Source organism: Pseudomonas corrugata, assembly GCF_050920615.1.
Taxonomy (GTDB): Bacteria; Pseudomonadota; Gammaproteobacteria; order Pseudomonadales; family Pseudomonadaceae; genus Aquipseudomonas; species Aquipseudomonas corrugata.
The window spans coordinates 3590565-3606146 of record NZ_CP130434.1; the positions used below are offsets into that span (position 1 = coordinate 3590565).

The 15582-nt window shown below is 57.1% G+C and carries 14 protein-coding genes; 8 read left to right on the plus strand and 6 right to left on the minus strand.

What is annotated here, in order from left to right; translation table 11 throughout:
- The 3 genes from QZH45_RS16150 to QZH45_RS16160 form a co-directional block, all read right to left on the minus strand.
- Complete coding sequence (locus QZH45_RS16150; RefSeq protein WP_432783436.1) at window positions 1-939, minus strand: electron transfer flavoprotein subunit alpha/FixB family protein; 939 nt, start codon at window positions 937-939, stop codon at window positions 1-3.
- Window positions 939-1688, minus strand: coding sequence for an electron transfer flavoprotein subunit beta/FixA family protein (locus tag QZH45_RS16155; protein WP_108215562.1), 750 nt, complete (start codon window positions 1686-1688; stop codon window positions 939-941). The genes QZH45_RS16150 and QZH45_RS16155 overlap by 1 nt, the downstream gene beginning before the upstream one ends.
- 282 nt (window positions 1689-1970) lie before the next feature.
- On the minus strand, window positions 1971-3194 hold the full coding sequence (locus tag QZH45_RS16160) for a LysR family transcriptional regulator (protein ID WP_432783437.1): 1224 nt from the start codon (window positions 3192-3194) through the stop codon (window positions 1971-1973).
- Window positions 3195-3349: 155 nt separating this feature from the next.
- Here QZH45_RS16160 and galB point away from each other — a divergent pair, with 155 nt between their 5' ends.
- From galB to QZH45_RS16200, 8 genes are all read left to right on the plus strand, one after another.
- Window positions 3350-4084, plus strand: coding sequence for a 4-oxalmesaconate hydratase (gene galB / locus QZH45_RS16165; protein ID WP_108215560.1), 735 nt, complete (start codon window positions 3350-3352; stop codon window positions 4082-4084).
- On the plus strand, window positions 4081-4797 hold the full coding sequence (locus QZH45_RS16170; RefSeq protein WP_432783439.1) for a 4-carboxy-4-hydroxy-2-oxoadipate aldolase/oxaloacetate decarboxylase: 717 nt from the start codon (window positions 4081-4083) through the stop codon (window positions 4795-4797). Before galB ends, QZH45_RS16170 begins: the two co-directional genes overlap by 4 nt.
- A gap of 4 nt (window positions 4798-4801) precedes the next feature.
- On the plus strand, window positions 4802-5890 hold the full coding sequence (locus QZH45_RS16175) for a 4-oxalomesaconate tautomerase (protein ID WP_432783441.1): 1089 nt from the start codon (window positions 4802-4804) through the stop codon (window positions 5888-5890).
- Window positions 5887-6813 carry a DUF1932 domain-containing protein gene (locus QZH45_RS16180; RefSeq protein ID WP_432783442.1) on the plus strand — a complete coding sequence of 309 codons (927 nt, stop codon included), beginning with the start codon at window positions 5887-5889 and terminating at the stop codon, window positions 6811-6813. The genes QZH45_RS16175 and QZH45_RS16180 overlap by 4 nt, the downstream gene beginning before the upstream one ends.
- A gap of 27 nt (window positions 6814-6840) precedes the next feature.
- The gene (locus QZH45_RS16185; RefSeq protein ID WP_108215556.1) at window positions 6841-7725 is read left to right on the plus strand and encodes a LysR family transcriptional regulator; all 885 of its coding nucleotides are present in this window, start codon (window positions 6841-6843) and stop codon (window positions 7723-7725) included.
- Window positions 7726-7839: 114 nt separating this feature from the next.
- On the plus strand, window positions 7840-8703 hold the full coding sequence (locus QZH45_RS16190) for an amidohydrolase family protein (RefSeq protein ID WP_432783443.1): 864 nt from the start codon (window positions 7840-7842) through the stop codon (window positions 8701-8703).
- Window positions 8704-8756: 53 nt separating this feature from the next.
- The gene (locus QZH45_RS16195; protein ID WP_432783444.1) at window positions 8757-10070 is read left to right on the plus strand and encodes a dicarboxylate/amino acid:cation symporter; all 1314 of its coding nucleotides are present in this window, start codon (window positions 8757-8759) and stop codon (window positions 10068-10070) included.
- Between the two features lie 84 nt (window positions 10071-10154).
- Entirely contained in the window at window positions 10155-11384 is a 1230-nt protein-coding gene (locus QZH45_RS16200; RefSeq protein WP_108215553.1) for an OprD family porin, read from the plus strand.
- 157 nt (window positions 11385-11541) lie between these two features.
- On the opposite strand, the gene QZH45_RS16205 is transcribed toward QZH45_RS16200, so the two are convergent.
- The 3 genes from QZH45_RS16205 to QZH45_RS16215 form a co-directional block, all read right to left on the minus strand.
- On the minus strand, window positions 11542-12597 hold the full coding sequence (locus QZH45_RS16205; RefSeq protein ID WP_108215552.1) for an ABC transporter substrate-binding protein: 1056 nt from the start codon (window positions 12595-12597) through the stop codon (window positions 11542-11544).
- 121 nt (window positions 12598-12718) lie between these two features.
- Window positions 12719-14371, minus strand: coding sequence for an electron transfer flavoprotein-ubiquinone oxidoreductase (locus tag QZH45_RS16210; protein ID WP_432783446.1), 1653 nt, complete (start codon window positions 14369-14371; stop codon window positions 12719-12721).
- Window positions 14372-14511: 140 nt separating this feature from the next.
- Window positions 14512-15432, minus strand: coding sequence for a LysR family transcriptional regulator (locus QZH45_RS16215; protein ID WP_108215550.1), 921 nt, complete (start codon window positions 15430-15432; stop codon window positions 14512-14514).
- Window positions 15433-15582 lie beyond the last annotated feature (150 nt).

The following is a 15582-nucleotide window of genomic DNA, read 5'->3' on the forward strand; positions in this document are numbered from 1 at the left end:
TCAAGACAGGGCAGCTTCAAGCGCTGGAACGGCGTCGAACAAATCGGCAACCAGGCCGTAGTCCGCAACACGGAAAATCGGCGCCTCCTCGTCCTTGTTGATCGCAACGATGATTTTGGAATCTTTCATGCCGGCCAAATGTTGAATGGCACCCGAGATGCCGACAGCGATGTAAAGGTCAGGCGCCACGATCTTGCCTGTCTGGCCAACCTGCATATCATTGGAGACGAAACCGGCGTCGACGGCTGCGCGAGAGGCACCCACCGCGGCACCCAGCTTGTCGGCGACTTTTTCCAGCAGCGCGAAATTTTCGCCACTGCCCATGCCGCGCCCCCCGGAAATGACGATCTTGGCCGAGGTCAGTTCGATCCGTTCAGAGACGCTGAAATCGGCACTCAAGAATTTGGAAAGACCGGTGTCGTGAGAGACGGAAATGGCCTTGATGGGCGCCAATGCCCCCGTCCGTTCGGCAGCTGCAAACGCCGTGGTGCGAACGGTCAGCACCTTGACGGCGTCAGAGCTTTCAACGGTCGCCAGGGCATTACCGGCGTAGTACGGTCGAACGAATGTGTTCGGGGAAACGATTTCCACAACGTCACTGACCTGGGCGACATCCAGTAATGCAGCAACGCGAGGAAGCAGATTTTTGCCGTAAGCGGTCGAAGCGGCGATGACGTGACCATAGGCCGAAGCCTTGACCAAGTCGGTGACCAGGGCCGCGACGTTCTCGACACCTTGATCGGCATACGCGGGCGCATCGGCAATCAGTACGCTCTTCACACCGGCGAAGGCCGCCAATTCTTCGGCAACGTTGCCCGCCAGTTGACCGGCAACCAGAATGTCGACGTCGGCCCCAAGGCTCGCAGCTGCTGAAAGAGCGTTCAAGGTGCCTGACTTAAGAGCCCCCTCATGGTGCTCAGCAATCAATAAAACAGCCATCAGATCACCCCCGCTTCGTTCTTCAGCTTCTCGACCAGTTCTTGAACGCTACTCACACGAATGCCTGCCTTACGCTCAGGCGGCGCTGAGACCTTGATGACTTTCAAACGAGGAGCGATATCGACACCGAGGTCGCTGGCATCAATGACCTCCAGTGGTTTTTTCTTCGCTTTCATGATGTTGGGAAGTGAGGCGTAGCGTGGCTCATTCAGACGCAGGTCAGCGGTGATCACTGCGGGCAACCGCAAGCTTCTGGTTTCCAGTCCACCGTCGACCTCGCGAATGACATTGGCCCACTCACCGACGACGTTGATTTGCGAAGCGAAGGTGCCTTGAGCGCTGCCCATCAATGCGGAAAGCATTTGACCGGTCTGGTTGTTATCACCATCGATGGATTGCTTGCCCAGCAGCACAATGCCGGGTTCTTCACGCTGGGTGACCGTGTAGAGAAGCTTAGCAATCGCAAGGGGTTCCAGATCGCTACCCGCCTTGATCAGCACGGCTCTGTCTGCGCCCATCGCCAGGGCGGTTCGCAACTGCTCCTGACAAGCATCAGGGCCCACCGATACGGCGATGACTTCGCTGGCCTGGCCGCTTTCCTTCAGTTGAAGTGCGGCCTCCACAGCGATCTCGCAGAAGGGGTTTATCGACATTTTTACGTTGCTTAACTCAACGTCAGATTCATCCGCTTTGACACGGACTTTGACGTTGGCGTCTACGACACGCTTCACCGCCACCAGCACCTTCATAGCAACCTCCGAATAAGTCCAAACCTCTGGAATCCGATGCTATAAGCCCCTATAGATGCTTACAAACGATCTATATAGGGCACATGGATAAGTAGGACTTATTCGTCGTTGATCGCTCTAACATGCGGTGGAAGTTCGTGCCAGACGCTCGCGGACGATGCGAATAACGGTCGGGTCGAGTGATAGCGCCAACGCTGGGGCAACCGCAGAGTTTGAAAACGGAAGAACGAAATAGTGAAAGCTGATTGACGAATAACAGGGCTCAGCCAGGCTAAACCTGCGTCAGTTTGGCGCTGTAACTTCCATCGTCGCCTCCCCTACCACTTCCCGAACTTTGTCCATCAACGCCTGCGCCGCTGGCGATTGAAGCGACCCCGCTCGGGAGATCAGACCAATCGGTCGCGTGGTGTGGCTAAGGGAAAGGGGCAGTCGCACCAGATCACCGCTGGCCATTTCATGTTCCAGCTGATGTGCCGAAACGGCAGCGAGCATATCTGAGCGCAGCAACACACCGCGCAAAATCGCCAAGTCGCCCGTTTCAATCACAGGGATGGGCGCGGCGATACCGATGTGGGCGAAAAATGCGTCCAGCAATTGTCGCGCCGGGGAACCGGCGCGAGGCAGGATCCAGCGGGCGCCACTCAAGTCTTCATAGACTGGCGTCCGCTTCAACCAAGGATGGTCGCGGCGTACCAGGATCACCATTTCTTCCTGTAGCAACGCCTCGCTATGCAGGTCGCTGGCATAGGCCGACGGGCGTAGAGCGCCGAGGATAAAATCCACATCGCCAGCGCGCAGCTCACTGGCCAACAAGTCGAACGGGCTTTCATTGGTGACGATCCGTACATGAGGGTGTTCCAGGGTCAGGCGCACGATGGCTTCGGGCAGTATTCCCGTGCGTCCCAGAGGCAAGGCCCCCACGTGCACGGCACCTTGAAGGGAGCCACCCAACGCGGCGATGTCCGCATCGATGTGACGCAGCTCATTCAGTGCTCGGCGCACCCGCAGCAACACCGCAAGGCAGGCGCGGGTGGGCAGCAAGCCATGGGGCGTGCGTTCAAACAGGCTAGAGCCACTGCCCTGTTCAAGGACTTTGATGGCGGCACTGATCGCTGGCTGGGATACCCCAAGGATATTCGCCGTGGTCTGCATATGGTGGGTTTCACAGAGCTTCGCGAACACCTCCAGGCGTCGGGTCTGGAACAGATAAAGCGGCTCGGCGGCGTGCCCCTTTACCTGCCCCAGCAAAGGTGGCACGGCAAGCAATTCATCCATTGCACGATGCGCCCGAGGAGCTGCACGTTCACCGTAATTGGTCAGACGCATACCATTGACGTTGCGCTCAAACAAAGAGACTCCAAGACGTTTCTCCAAGGCAAGGATGGCGCGCGTCACGACGGGCTGAGCACGAAAAAGCACGGCGGATGCCTTGGATACGCTGCCGTACTCGACAACACGAAGGAAGGCACGAATCTGCATGAGATTGGGCAGTTCAAGACTGTGCATGTGCACCTACCGTGTTATCGAGGAAACGGCCGTACAGCATGCAGAACTCATCCCCATAAGTAAAACGCATACCTCTTGCAGCCGAACGCATTATTCACCACAGACCCCAAGTGCGAATGTGGGCCCTATCAAACAGCCGCAAGAAGAGCCCTCCAATGATCAATACAAAAAAAACCGCACTGATTGTTAGCGCCCACTCCGCCGATTTCGTCTGGCGCGCAGGTGGCTCCATTGCGCTACATGCACAACAGGGTTACGCCGTTCATATCGTGTGCCTCTCCTATGGCGAAAGGGGTGAATCGGCCAAGCTCTGGCGCAAAGGCGAGATGTCGGAAGACAAGGTTAAAACAGCGCGTCGCAGCGAGGCCGAGGCCGCAGCGGAGATCCTTGGCGCGAGCGTGGAATTCTTCGACATCGGCGACTATCCGATGCGCGCTGACAAAGAAACGCTGTTTCGTTTGGCCGATGTGTTTCGTCGCGTGCAACCGGATTTCGTGCTCAGTCACTCGATCAAAGACCCTTACAACTACGACCATCCGTTGGCCATGAACCTGACCCAAGAGGCGCGCATCATCGCCCAGGCGGAAGGTTATAAGCCCGGTGAAAAAATCGTCGGTGCGCCACCGGTCTACAGCTTTGAACCGCATCAGCCTGAGCAGTGCGAATGGCGACCGGATGTCCTGCTGGATATCACTGAGGTCTGGGACAAGAAATATGCCGCCATCCAGTGCATGGCCGGCCAGGAGCATCTCTGGGAGTACTACACCCGCGTCGCTCTGCAACGCGGCGTGCAGGCCAAGCGCAATGTCGGAATCGCCTCTACCCGCAACATCGTGTACGCCGAGGGTTACCAGAGCATCTTTCCACGGGTAACGGAGAACTTGGCATGAGCGCACTGATCGGAAAAACCGGCATTGTCGTGCGCAACATTCCCCGTGCCGACTCGGCGCTGATCGACGAACTGGATCGCTTCGGCGTTGCGACCGTGCATGAAGCTCAGGGTCGCAAAGGCTTATTGGATTCAGCCATCCGCCCAATCCAGCAAAACCAAAGCATCAGCGGAACGGCTGTGACAGTGTTGGTTGCGCCGGGTGACAACTGGATGTTTCACGTCGCCGTCGAACAATGCCAACCCGACGATATTCTGGTGGTTGCGACATCTTCACCCTGCACCGATGGCTACTTCGGCGACTTGCTAGCCACCTCATTGATGGCTCGGGGGGTACGCGCCCTGATAATCGACGCTGGGGTCCGCGATACTCGAACTCTGCGAGACATGGGCTTCAAGGTCTGGTCACGGGCAGTTCATGCCCAAGGTACGGTCAAGGAAACCCTCGGCTCGGTCAACGTTCCGATCATCTGTGCCGGCCAATGGGTCGAGCCTGGTGATGTGGTTGTGGCTGACGATGACGGCGTGGTCATTGTCCGCCGCGAAGAGTTACCAGACGTCGTTGAAACCAGCCGCAAACGCGCTCGATTCGAAGAGCAGAAACGAGTGCGCCTGGCTGCCGGCGAATTGGGCCTGGATATCTACGCGATGCGTCAGAAGCTCGCTGACCGGGGTCTGACCTATTACGACAGCCTTTGCGACCTGCAAGGATGACCCCATGAGCCAAACTCGTATTCCGTGCCTGATGATGCGCGGTGGCACCTCCAAAGGCGCGTACTTTCTTGCACCAGACCTGCCCGCCGAAGAGGCGGTGCGGGATCGGGTGTTGTTGGCAGTCATGGGATCGCCCGATGCTCGACAGATCGATGGTATCGGCGGCGCGAATTCGTTGACTAGCAAGGTCGCGATCATCCGCCGCTCGGAGCGGGCGGACGCCGATGTCGATTATCTGTTCGCGCAGGTTCTGGTCGAGCAAGCCCAGGTCGATTATGGCCAGAACTGCGGGAACATCCTGGCGGGTGTTGGGCCATTCGCCATCGAGCGCAGGCTGGTAGCCGCCCAAGGCGCGCTTACTTCGGTGCGGATTTTCATGGAGAACACCGGCCAGATTGCCATTGCCCATGTCCCCACCCCTGACGGTACGGTCAGTTACGCGGGTGAAGCCCACATCGATGGCGTTCCCGGCGGCGGCGCCCCCCTGATTATCGAGTTTGAAGACATTGCCGGATCCAACTGCGGCGCATTGTTGCCAACTGGCAACCCCACAGACCGTTTCGACGGCATTGACGTGACTTGCATTGATAACGGCATGCCGGTGATTTTGATTCGCGCCGCCGATGTCGGCCGCAGCGGCTACGAAAGTGCCGAACAACTGGACGCCGACAGCGAACTCAAAGCCGCACTCGAATCCATCCGTTTACAGGCGGGGCCATTGATGAATCTGGGGGATGTCAGCCAGCGCAGCGTACCGAAAGTGTCCTTGATTGCAGCTCCCCGTGAGGGGGGCGCGATTTGCAGTCGCACCTTCATCCCCCATCGCTGCCACACGTCAATCGGGGTATTTGGTGCCGTGAGTGTAGCGTCCGCCTGCCAGATTCCGGGCTCTGTCGCCGATGGACTGACCCAAGTGCAACCAAGTGCACGAGTACAGCTCTCGGTAGAACATCCGACGGGCGAATTTACCGTCGAACTGCACATGCAAAACGGTGAGTTAGCCGGTTGCGGTCTGCTGCGCACGGCCCGGCTGCTGTTCGACGGTAACGTGTGTATTCCCCAGAGTGTCTGGCAGAACGAGGTGACTCAATGAGCATGAAAACCTTAACGTTGATTGGCTTCGGCGAGGCTGGAGCCATTTTTGGCGAGGATCTTGCGGCCTCGGGTGTGACCGTTTACGCCTATGATCGCCTGCAAGATAACCCCAGTACTCGCGCGGCTCTTTACGACAAGGCCGATCAATGCGGCGTGCTGCTATGCGACAGTTTCGCCCACGCCATTGCGCTCGCAGACTGGGTCATTTCAGCGGTGACCGCCGATGAGGCTTTGACGGTGGCTCAGGCCGCGGCGGTGCTGATGAGACCCGATCAATTGTTCATCGATATCAATTCGGTTGCCCCGTCCACCAAGCGGGCAGCATTCGCCGCTATGCAGCGCCATGGCGTCGGCTATATCGATGCTGCCGTCATGGCCCCGGTACCTCCCCAGCGCTTGAAAACACCCATTTTGCTCGGCGGAGCAGTTGCCGGACAGGTGGCTGAACAGCTCTCTGCACTGGGCATGAACGTACGCCGGGTGGCCGATGAGGTCGGCGTCGCTTCAGCGATCAAGATGTGTCGCAGCATCATGATCAAGGGCCTGGAAGCGCTGACGACCGAATGCTTGAGCACCGCACGCCAGTACCAGGCAGAACGGGAAGTGCTCGCGTCGTTGCACCAGAGTTTTCCGCAGATGGGCTGGGACGACGCGTTGCCGCACTACTTGATCAGCCGCGTGGCTGAACATGGTCGGCGACGCTCCGAAGAAATGAAAGAAGTAGCAAAAACCTCGACCGACATGGGTGTGGTGCCGAACATGAGCCTGGCAATCGTCAACGCCCAACGTGGCCTGGTGGATGCCATGGTGGATGCCGATCTTGACTACCCCAACATCGAGCCTTTCGACTGGCTGAACCTGGTTGATACGCTTTATGGCAGCCCACTCACCCGGGAAAGTCTGGCGGAGGAAAAGCGTTAACATGAGTTTTTCCCCCGAGAACGGTTCATGGACTTAAAACAACTCGAATGTTTCGTACGGGTCGCCGAATTCGGAAGCTTTACCAAAGCGGCCGCGGTATTGAATATCTCCCAGTCGGTGGTCAGCCGCCAGGTTCGACAACTGGAAGTCGAATTACAGGAGCATCTGCTGCTGCGCCATGGCCGTGGCGTGTTGCTGACAGCTTCCGGCCAGCGGCTGTTCGATCACGGAAAAGGCATCTTGCGGCAGGTGCAAGTGGCTCGCGAGGAGTTGCGCGAGCAACGTGATACCTTGTCCGGCAAAGTGGTGATCGGGCTTCCACCGAGCATTTCCCGACGCCACACCGTGGCCCTGGTGTCAGCCTTTCGCGAGCGATTCCCCGGTTGTTCCTTGGGTATCAAGGAGGGTTTGAGTCATTCCATGCGAGAGTGGCTGTTGCTGGGCCGTCTGGATTTCGCCCTCCTGTTCAACCCCGCCCACAGTGCGCAGCTGCACTACGAGCATATCCACTCTGAGCCATTGATGTTGATCGGCGCCTCCAACTCGGACCTGCCTGACACGGTCGCGATGCAAGACCTTTGGCGCTATCCACTGATCATTCCCAGCGAACCTCATTCGCTGCGTCGACTGGTCGAAACCCAGGCCTCACGCCACGACATCAAACTGGATGTGTGCCTGGAAATCGACAGTATTCCCTCGCTCCTGGAACTGATCAATCTGGGCATGGGTTACGGCGTGTTGTTCCGATCTGCCCTCGCCGCCCGCAACAGCCTGCCCGACGGATTGAAAGCGGCGCAGATTGTCGAGCCGTCCATCCCTACCCATTTGTTTATCGCGACATCCGAGCAGCGACCGCTGACGCGTCTGGCTGAGAAGACGTTGGCGATGGTCCGTGAGATATGCATACCTTGATGTCACGCATGCAAAAACAGCATAGCTGCTAGTACTTGGGCTTTGTTGTTCGAGACGCTTGCAAAGCCGACCATCAGGTATCGCGTTCAAACGCAGATCAATGAAGGACATCTGATGAAAAATTGCCTGGCTCCCGATTCCAATCCCACCCAACCTGCGCATGCCCTGCCAGCGGGTGCCTGGGACGCACACTGCCACGTGTTCGGCCCAGCCGCTCAATTCCCTTACGCCGCCGACCGCAGCTACACCCCGCCCGACGCGCCTTTTGAAACCCTGCGAGGGTTGCACGATCACCTGGGGTTCAGCCGTGGCGTTATCGTCCAGGCCAGCTGCCACGGCACTGATAACCGCGCCATGCTCGATGCCATTGCCCGTAGCGACGGACGTTATCGCGGCGTGGCAATCGTTGACGGCAGCGAAACCGACGCCCAACTCGCGGAGATGGATGCCGGCGGCGTGCGCGGGGTTCGTTTCAATTTTGTCGCGCACCTGGGCGGCGCACCCGACCTGGAGGTTTTTAATCGCACCGTCGATCGGCTCGCGCCGTTGGGCTGGCATGTGGTGCTGCATCTCGACGCTCAGGACATCCTGACCTATGTCGATCGCCTGGCCCGGATCCCCGTGCCGTTCATCATCGATCACATGGGTCGGGTCAAGGCTGAAGAAGGCGTTGAACAATCGTCCTTCCTGGCCCTGCTCGATCTGATGGAAAATCCCCTGGCCTGGGTCAAGGTGTGTGGCGCCGAGCGAGTGTCCAGCGGTCGTCGACCGTTCGATGATGCTATCCCCTTCGCCGAACGACTGATCCAGGCAGCACCGGATCGCGTGCTATGGGGCACTGATTGGCCACATCCCAATATCAGCAAAGACATGCCCAACGACGGCGGTCTGGTGGATCTGATGTTCCGCTTCTGCACCGCCCCGTCATTGCGCCAGAAACTATTGATCGATAACCCGCTGAAACTGTACGGACGCTGACAGCAGGACCTTTTGCCACACCTCCAACAATAAGATGGCAGTGAGTAAACCTTATGAATCCGATCCCTGTGCCTGCTCAGGTCGAGACACCGACCAGCGCTAACGTAAAGACCAAGCAACCGTTTTACCGTGCGATGTATTTCCAGGTCCTGCTGGGGATCGTCGTCGGTGTGCTTGTCGGTCACTTCTGGCCTGACTTCGCTGCTGACCTCAAACCGCTGGGCGATGCGTTCATCAAACTGATCAAGATGATCATCGGCCCCGTCGTTTTCTGTACGGTGGTCACCGGCATCGCCGGCATGCGGGACTTGAAAAAGGTCGGCCGTGTCGGCGGCAAGGCGCTGCTGTACTTCGAAATCATTTCGACGGTCTCGCTACTGATCGGGCTGATCGGCGGCCACCTGTTCAACCCAGGTGGCGGCTTCAACGTTGACGTCAATACGCTCGATGCCTCCGCCGTCACCGGGTTCGCGGAAAAAGCCCAGCACCTGCACATGGTCGACTTCCTGATGGGCATCATTCCCAGCACGTTCACCCAGGCATTCGCAGAGGGCAACGTGCTGTGCATCTTGCTGGTCTCGGTGCTGTTCGGATGTGCGCTGTCGGCTATGGGAGAGAAAGGCAAGCCGGTGTACGACATCATCGAAGGCTTGTCAGGTGTGTTTTTCCGCATCGTTCACATCATCGCCAAACTGTCTGCGATTGGCGCTTTCGGTGCCATCGCGTTCACCGTCGGCACTTACGGCGTCGAATCGCTGCTGCCGCTTCTGAAATTGATCGGCAGTTTCTACTTGCTCTGCATATTTTTCGTGGTCGTTGTACTTGGCGGCGTTGCACGGCTTTGCGGCTTCAGCATTCTGCGCTTCCTCGCCTACATCAAAGAGGAATTGCTGGTGGTGCTGGGCACCAGTTCCTCAGAAGTGGTTTTGCCGCAGATCATGGACAAAATGGAACGTCTCGGTTGCTCCAAACCCGTCGTGGGCCTGGTGATTCCGACTGGTTATTCCTTCAACCTCGATGGCACGAACATCTACCTGACGATGGCCGTGCTGTTCATTTCCCAGGCGCTGAACATCGACTTGACCCTGTCTCAGCAACTGACTCTAGTGATCGTCGCGATGCTGACCTCCAAAGGGGCCAGCGGGGTGTCCGGTGCAGCCTTCGTGATGTTGACCAGCACCTTGATGGTCGTACCAATCGTCCCCGTGGCTGGCATGGTGTTGATCCTCGGCATCCACCGTTTCATGGGCACAGGGCTGGCCATGACCAACCTGGTAGGCAACGGCGTGGCGACGCTGGTGGTCTCCGCTTGGGAAAAAGAGCTAGACCGCAAAAAACTGGCTCAAGAGCTGGGCTGCAAGGCTTAACACTCTCCCCCTAACAACTTCCAATCGAGTGCCTGTTCGGTCCAGTACCGAACAGCGGCTCGTCGTGTCAGGAAAATAATAAAAATGAACCGTACCCTGTCTATCGCAATGTTTGTACCCGGTGTCTGCTGGAGCATTTCCTCGATGGCCGCAGGCTTTATCGAGGACAGCAAGGCGAGCGTTGAAGCACGTAATTTCTACTATAACGGCGACTTTCGAGATGGCGTTGGTGTATCCAAGCGAGATGAATGGGCCCAGGGCTTTTTGCTCAACTATGAGTCCGGGTTTACCCAAGGAGCGATTGGTTTGGGCGTCGATGCGCTGGGATACGCCGGGTACCAATTGGACTCCAGCCCCGACCGCTCCGGCAGCGGATTATTGCCCCGACGCGCGTCCGGTGAGGCCGCTGATGAATACTCCAAAGGCGGACTCGCAGCCAAGGCCAGGTTTTCCAAAACCACCCTGACTTACGGCATCGCACTGCCCAAGGTGCCCGTCCTGCAATTCAATGGCAGTCGGCTGTTTCCCCAGACTTTCCAGGGTACGCAAGTCAGCTCCAGCGAAATCGAACATTTGACGGTGAACGTCGCTCAGTTTGATAAAACCGTCACCCCGGACTCTACCGATCAACGGGACATCGGCATCGCGGCCAAGGACGGACGTTATCGGGCCACCGGCGTCGGTGACCACTTCCGTTATGGTGGCGGCAGCTATCAAATCACTCCGACACTGACCGGTAGCTATTACTACGGCGCACTGGATGATGTGTATCGCCAGCAGTTCCTCGGCCTGATTCACACTACACGCGTCGGTAAAGGCAAAATGACCACCGATCTACGCGCCTTCTCCAGTCGCGATATCGGCGCCGCAAAAGCAGGCGAGGTTGATAACCGGGCCTATTCCGCGGCTGTGGGCTACAGCTTCGATAGCGGCCACAGCATGCTGGCCACTTATCAAGTCATGAAGGGTGCAACCGGCTTCCCCTACATCAACAACCCCTACCTGCCCAATTATGTGCAATACCATGACTTTGGTAGCGCTGGCGAACGCAGCTGGCAATTGCGCTACGGTTACAACTTCGCGCCGATGGGCATTCCTGGCCTGACCTTTTTCACTGCCTACATACGCGGGACGGGGCTGGACAAACCGGGCGCCGAAAAGGAATGGGAACGCGACATCGATGTGACCTACGCTTTTCAAGACTTCCTGAAAGGCTTCTCTGTCCGCCTGCGCAACGCGACCTATCGCAGCGACGATGGCCGCGACATTGATGAAAACCGGTTGATCGCCAGTTACTCGTTTTCTTTGTTTTAAATAACGCTCAAAAAAAGCCCGACGCAAGCGTCGGGCAAAGTGCACCAAGCAGAGAGCAATTCCTTTGATCAGCTCGGCTAATAGCCGCTATCCATCACCGAATCTGGTACTTCGATGGCAGGCCCAACCACACGGCTTAACGGCTAAAGTCAGAGGATCATTTTGCAAGCCAGGCATTGAAGCGTTCGTTCAGCTCGTCAGCATGATCACCCCACCACTGCGAATTCACCTGCAATGCCGTGGCAAAGTTGGCCGGGTCGGTTGGCATACTCGACTTCATATCGGCGTGAACCAGTGGCTGGGACGACTTGCGTGTCGGGCCATAAGCGATGTACTGACTCTGGTCAGCCATAATTTGAGTCGAGGTTGCGAAACGCAGGAAATCCATGGCCTTGGCTTTATTGGGCGCACCCACCGGCACCGCCCACACATCGATGTCATACATCTGGCCGTCCCAGATGATTTTGAAGGGCTGTTTTTCTTTCGCCTGTGCGGCCCAGATCCGACCATTCCAGGCGGAAGTCATCGTGACCTGACCATCTGCCAGCAACTGCGGAGGTTGCGCGCCGGCTTCCCACCAGATGACCTGGCTCTTGATCGAGTCGAGCTTTTTGAAAGCACGCTGAAGCCCCTCATCGGTCTCCAGTGTTTCGTACACCTGATCACGAGGAACACCATCCGCTAACAGAGCCCACTCAAGGTTGGCCTGGGGCGCTTTGCGCAAGCCACGCTTGCCGGGATATTTTTTGAGGTCGAAGAAATCAGCCAGTGTTGTGGGGGCCTGTCCTTTGAAGGCATTGGTGTTGTAGGCAACCGCCGTGCTCCAGATGTAGGCACCGACTCCGCAATCGTTCAGCGACCCTGGCAGGAAGTCCGTCGCCGTAGAGCCATCGGGCGCGGCGGCAAGATCTTTCGCCGGGTTGATGCGCTCCAACAGGCCGGCATTACAGGCCCGCACAGCATCCGGCATTTCCATATCGATCACATCCCAGGCCACTTTTTTCGAGTCAACCTGAGCTTTGAGCTGGGCAATACCTCCCGAGTAATCTTCGGTACGAATCTTGACGCCTGTTTTATCGGCATAGGGTTTGATCGAGGACTGTTGCTGAGCCGCCGCGACGCTCCCGCCATATGTGACAACCGTGAGGTTTTCTTGCGCCATCACGGTGAAGGAGGTCAAGCCAGAGACGAGGACTAACGCTAATTTTTTCATGATGCTCCCGATAGATTTCTAGTAAGGAAGGCAGTGTGATCATTGAGTTCGTTATTGTTTTGTTCCACGCATCGCACTAGTCACGCTTCGGTCGCTCAATCGCGTAGCGACTCTTTCTCCTCTACATGCTGGTGTAGTTGGGTCCCCCGCCTCCCTCGGGTGCACGCCAAACGATGTTCTGACTCGGGTCCTTGATGTCACAGGTTTTGCAGTGCAGACAGTTCTGCGCATTGATCTGAAATCGGCTCGCTGACGCATCCTCCACAACCTCGTACACACCGGCGGGACAGTACCGTTGAGCCGGCTCGGCATAGGTGGGCAGGTTGAACGCGATGGGTATCGAGGAGTCCCTGAGCGTCAGGTGGCAGGGCTGATCTTCTTCATGGTTCGTGTTCGATAAATAGACCGAGGAGGTCTTATCGAAGCTCAGGACGTTGTCGGGTTTTGGGTAGTGAATGACCGAAGCACTATCAGCAGGATCCATGGTCGAGTAGTCGGGGCGTTTGTCGTGGAAAGTCCAAGGCAATTTCCCTTTCAACAGGTTCAGATCGACCCAGGCGTAGGCGGCCCCGATCAGACTGCCGAACCGGTGCATGGCGGGACCGAAATTACGCTGCTGGTAAAGCTCGTCATAAATGGACGACGCCCTGAATTTTCCCGCATACGCTGCCAGATCCTGACCGGCCGACTCATTGACGGCAAACGCCTCAAAGATGGTTTCAGCCGCCAGCATTCCGGACTTCATGGCCGTGTGGGAGCCTTTGATCTTGGCAAAATTCAAGGTGCCGGCATCACACCCAATCAGCAGGCCCCCTGGGAAGTGCATCTTCGGCAAAGACTGAAGCCCGCCTTTCGCAATGGCACGGGCGCCGTAGCTGATGCGCGAGCCACCGCGCAGATACTGCTCGTAAAGCGGGTGATGCTTGAGTTGTTGAAGCTCATCAAACGGCGACAGGTAAGGATTGCGATAGTTGAGATCCACGACCTGTCCGATCACCACCGTACCGTCCTCCAGGTGATACATGAAGGCGCCGCCCTGCGTGCCACTCTGGGTCAATGGCCATCCAGTGCTATGAATCACAAGCCCGGGAACATGCTGCTCAGCGGGGATTTCCCAGACTTCCTTGATGCCCAACCCGTAGTGTTGAGGATCGGAGTCCGCATCGAGCTGATACTTGCTGATCAGCTGTTTGCCCAAGTGCCCGCGACAGCCTTCAGCGAAGATGGTTTGCTTGCCGATCAGCTCGATACCCGGCGTAAAGCCGCCTTTATGCTCTCCAGTTCGGCCGACGCCCATGTCGGCAGTCAACACGCCCCGGACCCTGCCCTCCTCGTCGTACAGCACGTCGGACGCAGAAAAGCCTGGAAACACATCGACCCCTAGGGCTTCCGCTTGCTGGCCCAGCCAACGACATACATTGCCCAGGCTGACGATGAAGTTGCCTTCGTTGTGCATCGTGCTGGGCGCGAAGACTCCGGGAACCCGGATTGAAAGGCGTGAAGACGACAGGTAGAAAATCTCGTCCGACTGCACCGGGGTGTTCAGTGGCGCACCCATGTTTCGCCAGTCGGGAAACAATTCGTTCAGTGCGGTAGGTTCGAACACAGCACCGGACATGATGTGCGCACCGACCTCTGCGCCTTTTTCGACCAGACATACTGACAACTCCCGCCCTTCTACCATTGCCAATTGACGCAGGCGAATGGCAGCAGATAGCCCGGCAGGCCCTCCTCCTACTACGACGACATCGAATTCCATAGCCTCGCGTTGCATCAAAACCTCCACAGGCATCGAACATAGCCTCTGGAGCGAATCGTACGAGCGGTTTTATGCCTACAACAAACGATGTATCAGGTGCTTATTAATAAGCTGTACTGATTCGTAAGTTGCCACGTTGAAGGCTCGACAATTCGTCAGCCGCTCATCGCGAGGGATTCGAGAAAGGTCTCCAATACCAAATGGGGACGGCGACCTTTCCGGGTAACAGAAGCCAGCGTCAGATCGTAAAAACAGGAATAGGGCTTCAACGCTCTGAGCCTTCCTTCTGCAACCCAGCTCCGCGCGTAGTGATCAGGCAGATAGCCGATGTACTGACCGGTGAGAATCAGGAATGCCATCCCTTCTCGGTCCGATGCGCTCGCCGTGCAATTTAGCGCCTGATAGTGCTCCTGGATGGTTGCCGGCAAACGGAATGTCGGGGCGATGGCGTCCTGCTCCTGGATACGCTGCTCATTTAAATCCAGATCCTTGACGAAAAACAAAGGATGGCCAACACCGCAATAGAGCTGAGAACGCTCGCTATACAGCGGCTGATATTCAAGGCCTGAAAGCGCACCGACCTGCGGGATTACGCCTACGTGCAGACGGCCATCGAGCACGCCTTGTTCCACTTCACCCGGTGTACTCATTCGAATCTGGATCTGAACGTCAGGTCCTTTTTTCTTTAGGGAAGCCAATGCATCCGTGACGCGCATGTGAGGCATCGTGACCAGGTTATCCGTCAAGCCGATGATTAACTCGCCCCGGAGATGACTGTGCATCCCGTTGACCTCGCTTCGAAATCCCTCCATCGCCGACAACAAGCGTAAACACGCCTCATACACCTGCTGCCCATCCTCCGTCAGGGAGAACCCGGCACGTCCCCTCTGACATAACCGTAAGCCTAATCGCTGCTCAAGCTCTGTCATTTGCTGACTGATTGCTGACCTGCCAACACCTAGAACGCTCTCTGCAACGGAGAATCCTCCGCACTCCACGACACTGCGAAATATCTTGAGCATCCGAATATCAAAATCAGTGACTTGAGCAACTGGATTGGCACGGCGCGCTTTCATAGTTTAGATGACCTGAAACCAAGGGTATCGAAAGGTGTGTTTTATTGAATCTAAGCGCGTGTCAGTTTCTAGGCAAGCCTTGAATTGCATTTCAGGACGCTCAACAAGGCCAACTCTCCGAATGACCACGATGAGTATCTCTCCACGAGG

Bases quoted from the DNA above. Each gene is read 5' to 3' on its own strand.
- QZH45_RS16195 (WP_432783444.1), top strand. From the start codon at position 8,757: ATGAATCCGATCCCTGTGCCTGCTCAGGTCGAGACACCGACCAGCGCT.
- galB (WP_108215560.1), top strand. From the start codon at position 3,350: ATGATCAATACAAAAAAAACCGCACTGATTGTTAGCGCCCACTCCGCC.
- QZH45_RS16180 (WP_432783442.1), top strand. From the start codon at position 5,887: ATGAGCATGAAAACCTTAACGTTGATTGGCTTCGGCGAGGCTGGAGCC.
- QZH45_RS16175 (WP_432783441.1), top strand. From the start codon at position 4,802: ATGAGCCAAACTCGTATTCCGTGCCTGATGATGCGCGGTGGCACCTCC.
- QZH45_RS16200 (WP_108215553.1), top strand. From the start codon at position 10,155: ATGAACCGTACCCTGTCTATCGCAATGTTTGTACCCGGTGTCTGCTGG.
- QZH45_RS16210 (WP_432783446.1), bottom strand. From the start codon at position 14,371: ATGCAACGCGAGGCTATGGAATTCGATGTCGTCGTAGTAGGAGGAGGG.
- QZH45_RS16190 (WP_432783443.1), top strand. From the start codon at position 7,840: ATGAAAAATTGCCTGGCTCCCGATTCCAATCCCACCCAACCTGCGCAT.
- QZH45_RS16215 (WP_108215550.1), bottom strand. From the start codon at position 15,432: ATGAAAGCGCGCCGTGCCAATCCAGTTGCTCAAGTCACTGATTTTGAT.
- QZH45_RS16170 (WP_432783439.1), top strand. From the start codon at position 4,081: ATGAGCGCACTGATCGGAAAAACCGGCATTGTCGTGCGCAACATTCCC.
- QZH45_RS16150 (WP_432783436.1), bottom strand. From the start codon at position 939: ATGGCTGTTTTATTGATTGCTGAGCACCATGAGGGGGCTCTTAAGTCA.
- QZH45_RS16155 (WP_108215562.1), bottom strand. From the start codon at position 1,688: ATGAAGGTGCTGGTGGCGGTGAAGCGTGTCGTAGACGCCAACGTCAAA.
- QZH45_RS16205 (WP_108215552.1), bottom strand. From the start codon at position 12,597: ATGAAAAAATTAGCGTTAGTCCTCGTCTCTGGCTTGACCTCCTTCACC.
- QZH45_RS16160 (WP_432783437.1), bottom strand. From the start codon at position 3,194: ATGCACAGTCTTGAACTGCCCAATCTCATGCAGATTCGTGCCTTCCTT.
- QZH45_RS16185 (WP_108215556.1), top strand. From the start codon at position 6,841: ATGGACTTAAAACAACTCGAATGTTTCGTACGGGTCGCCGAATTCGGA.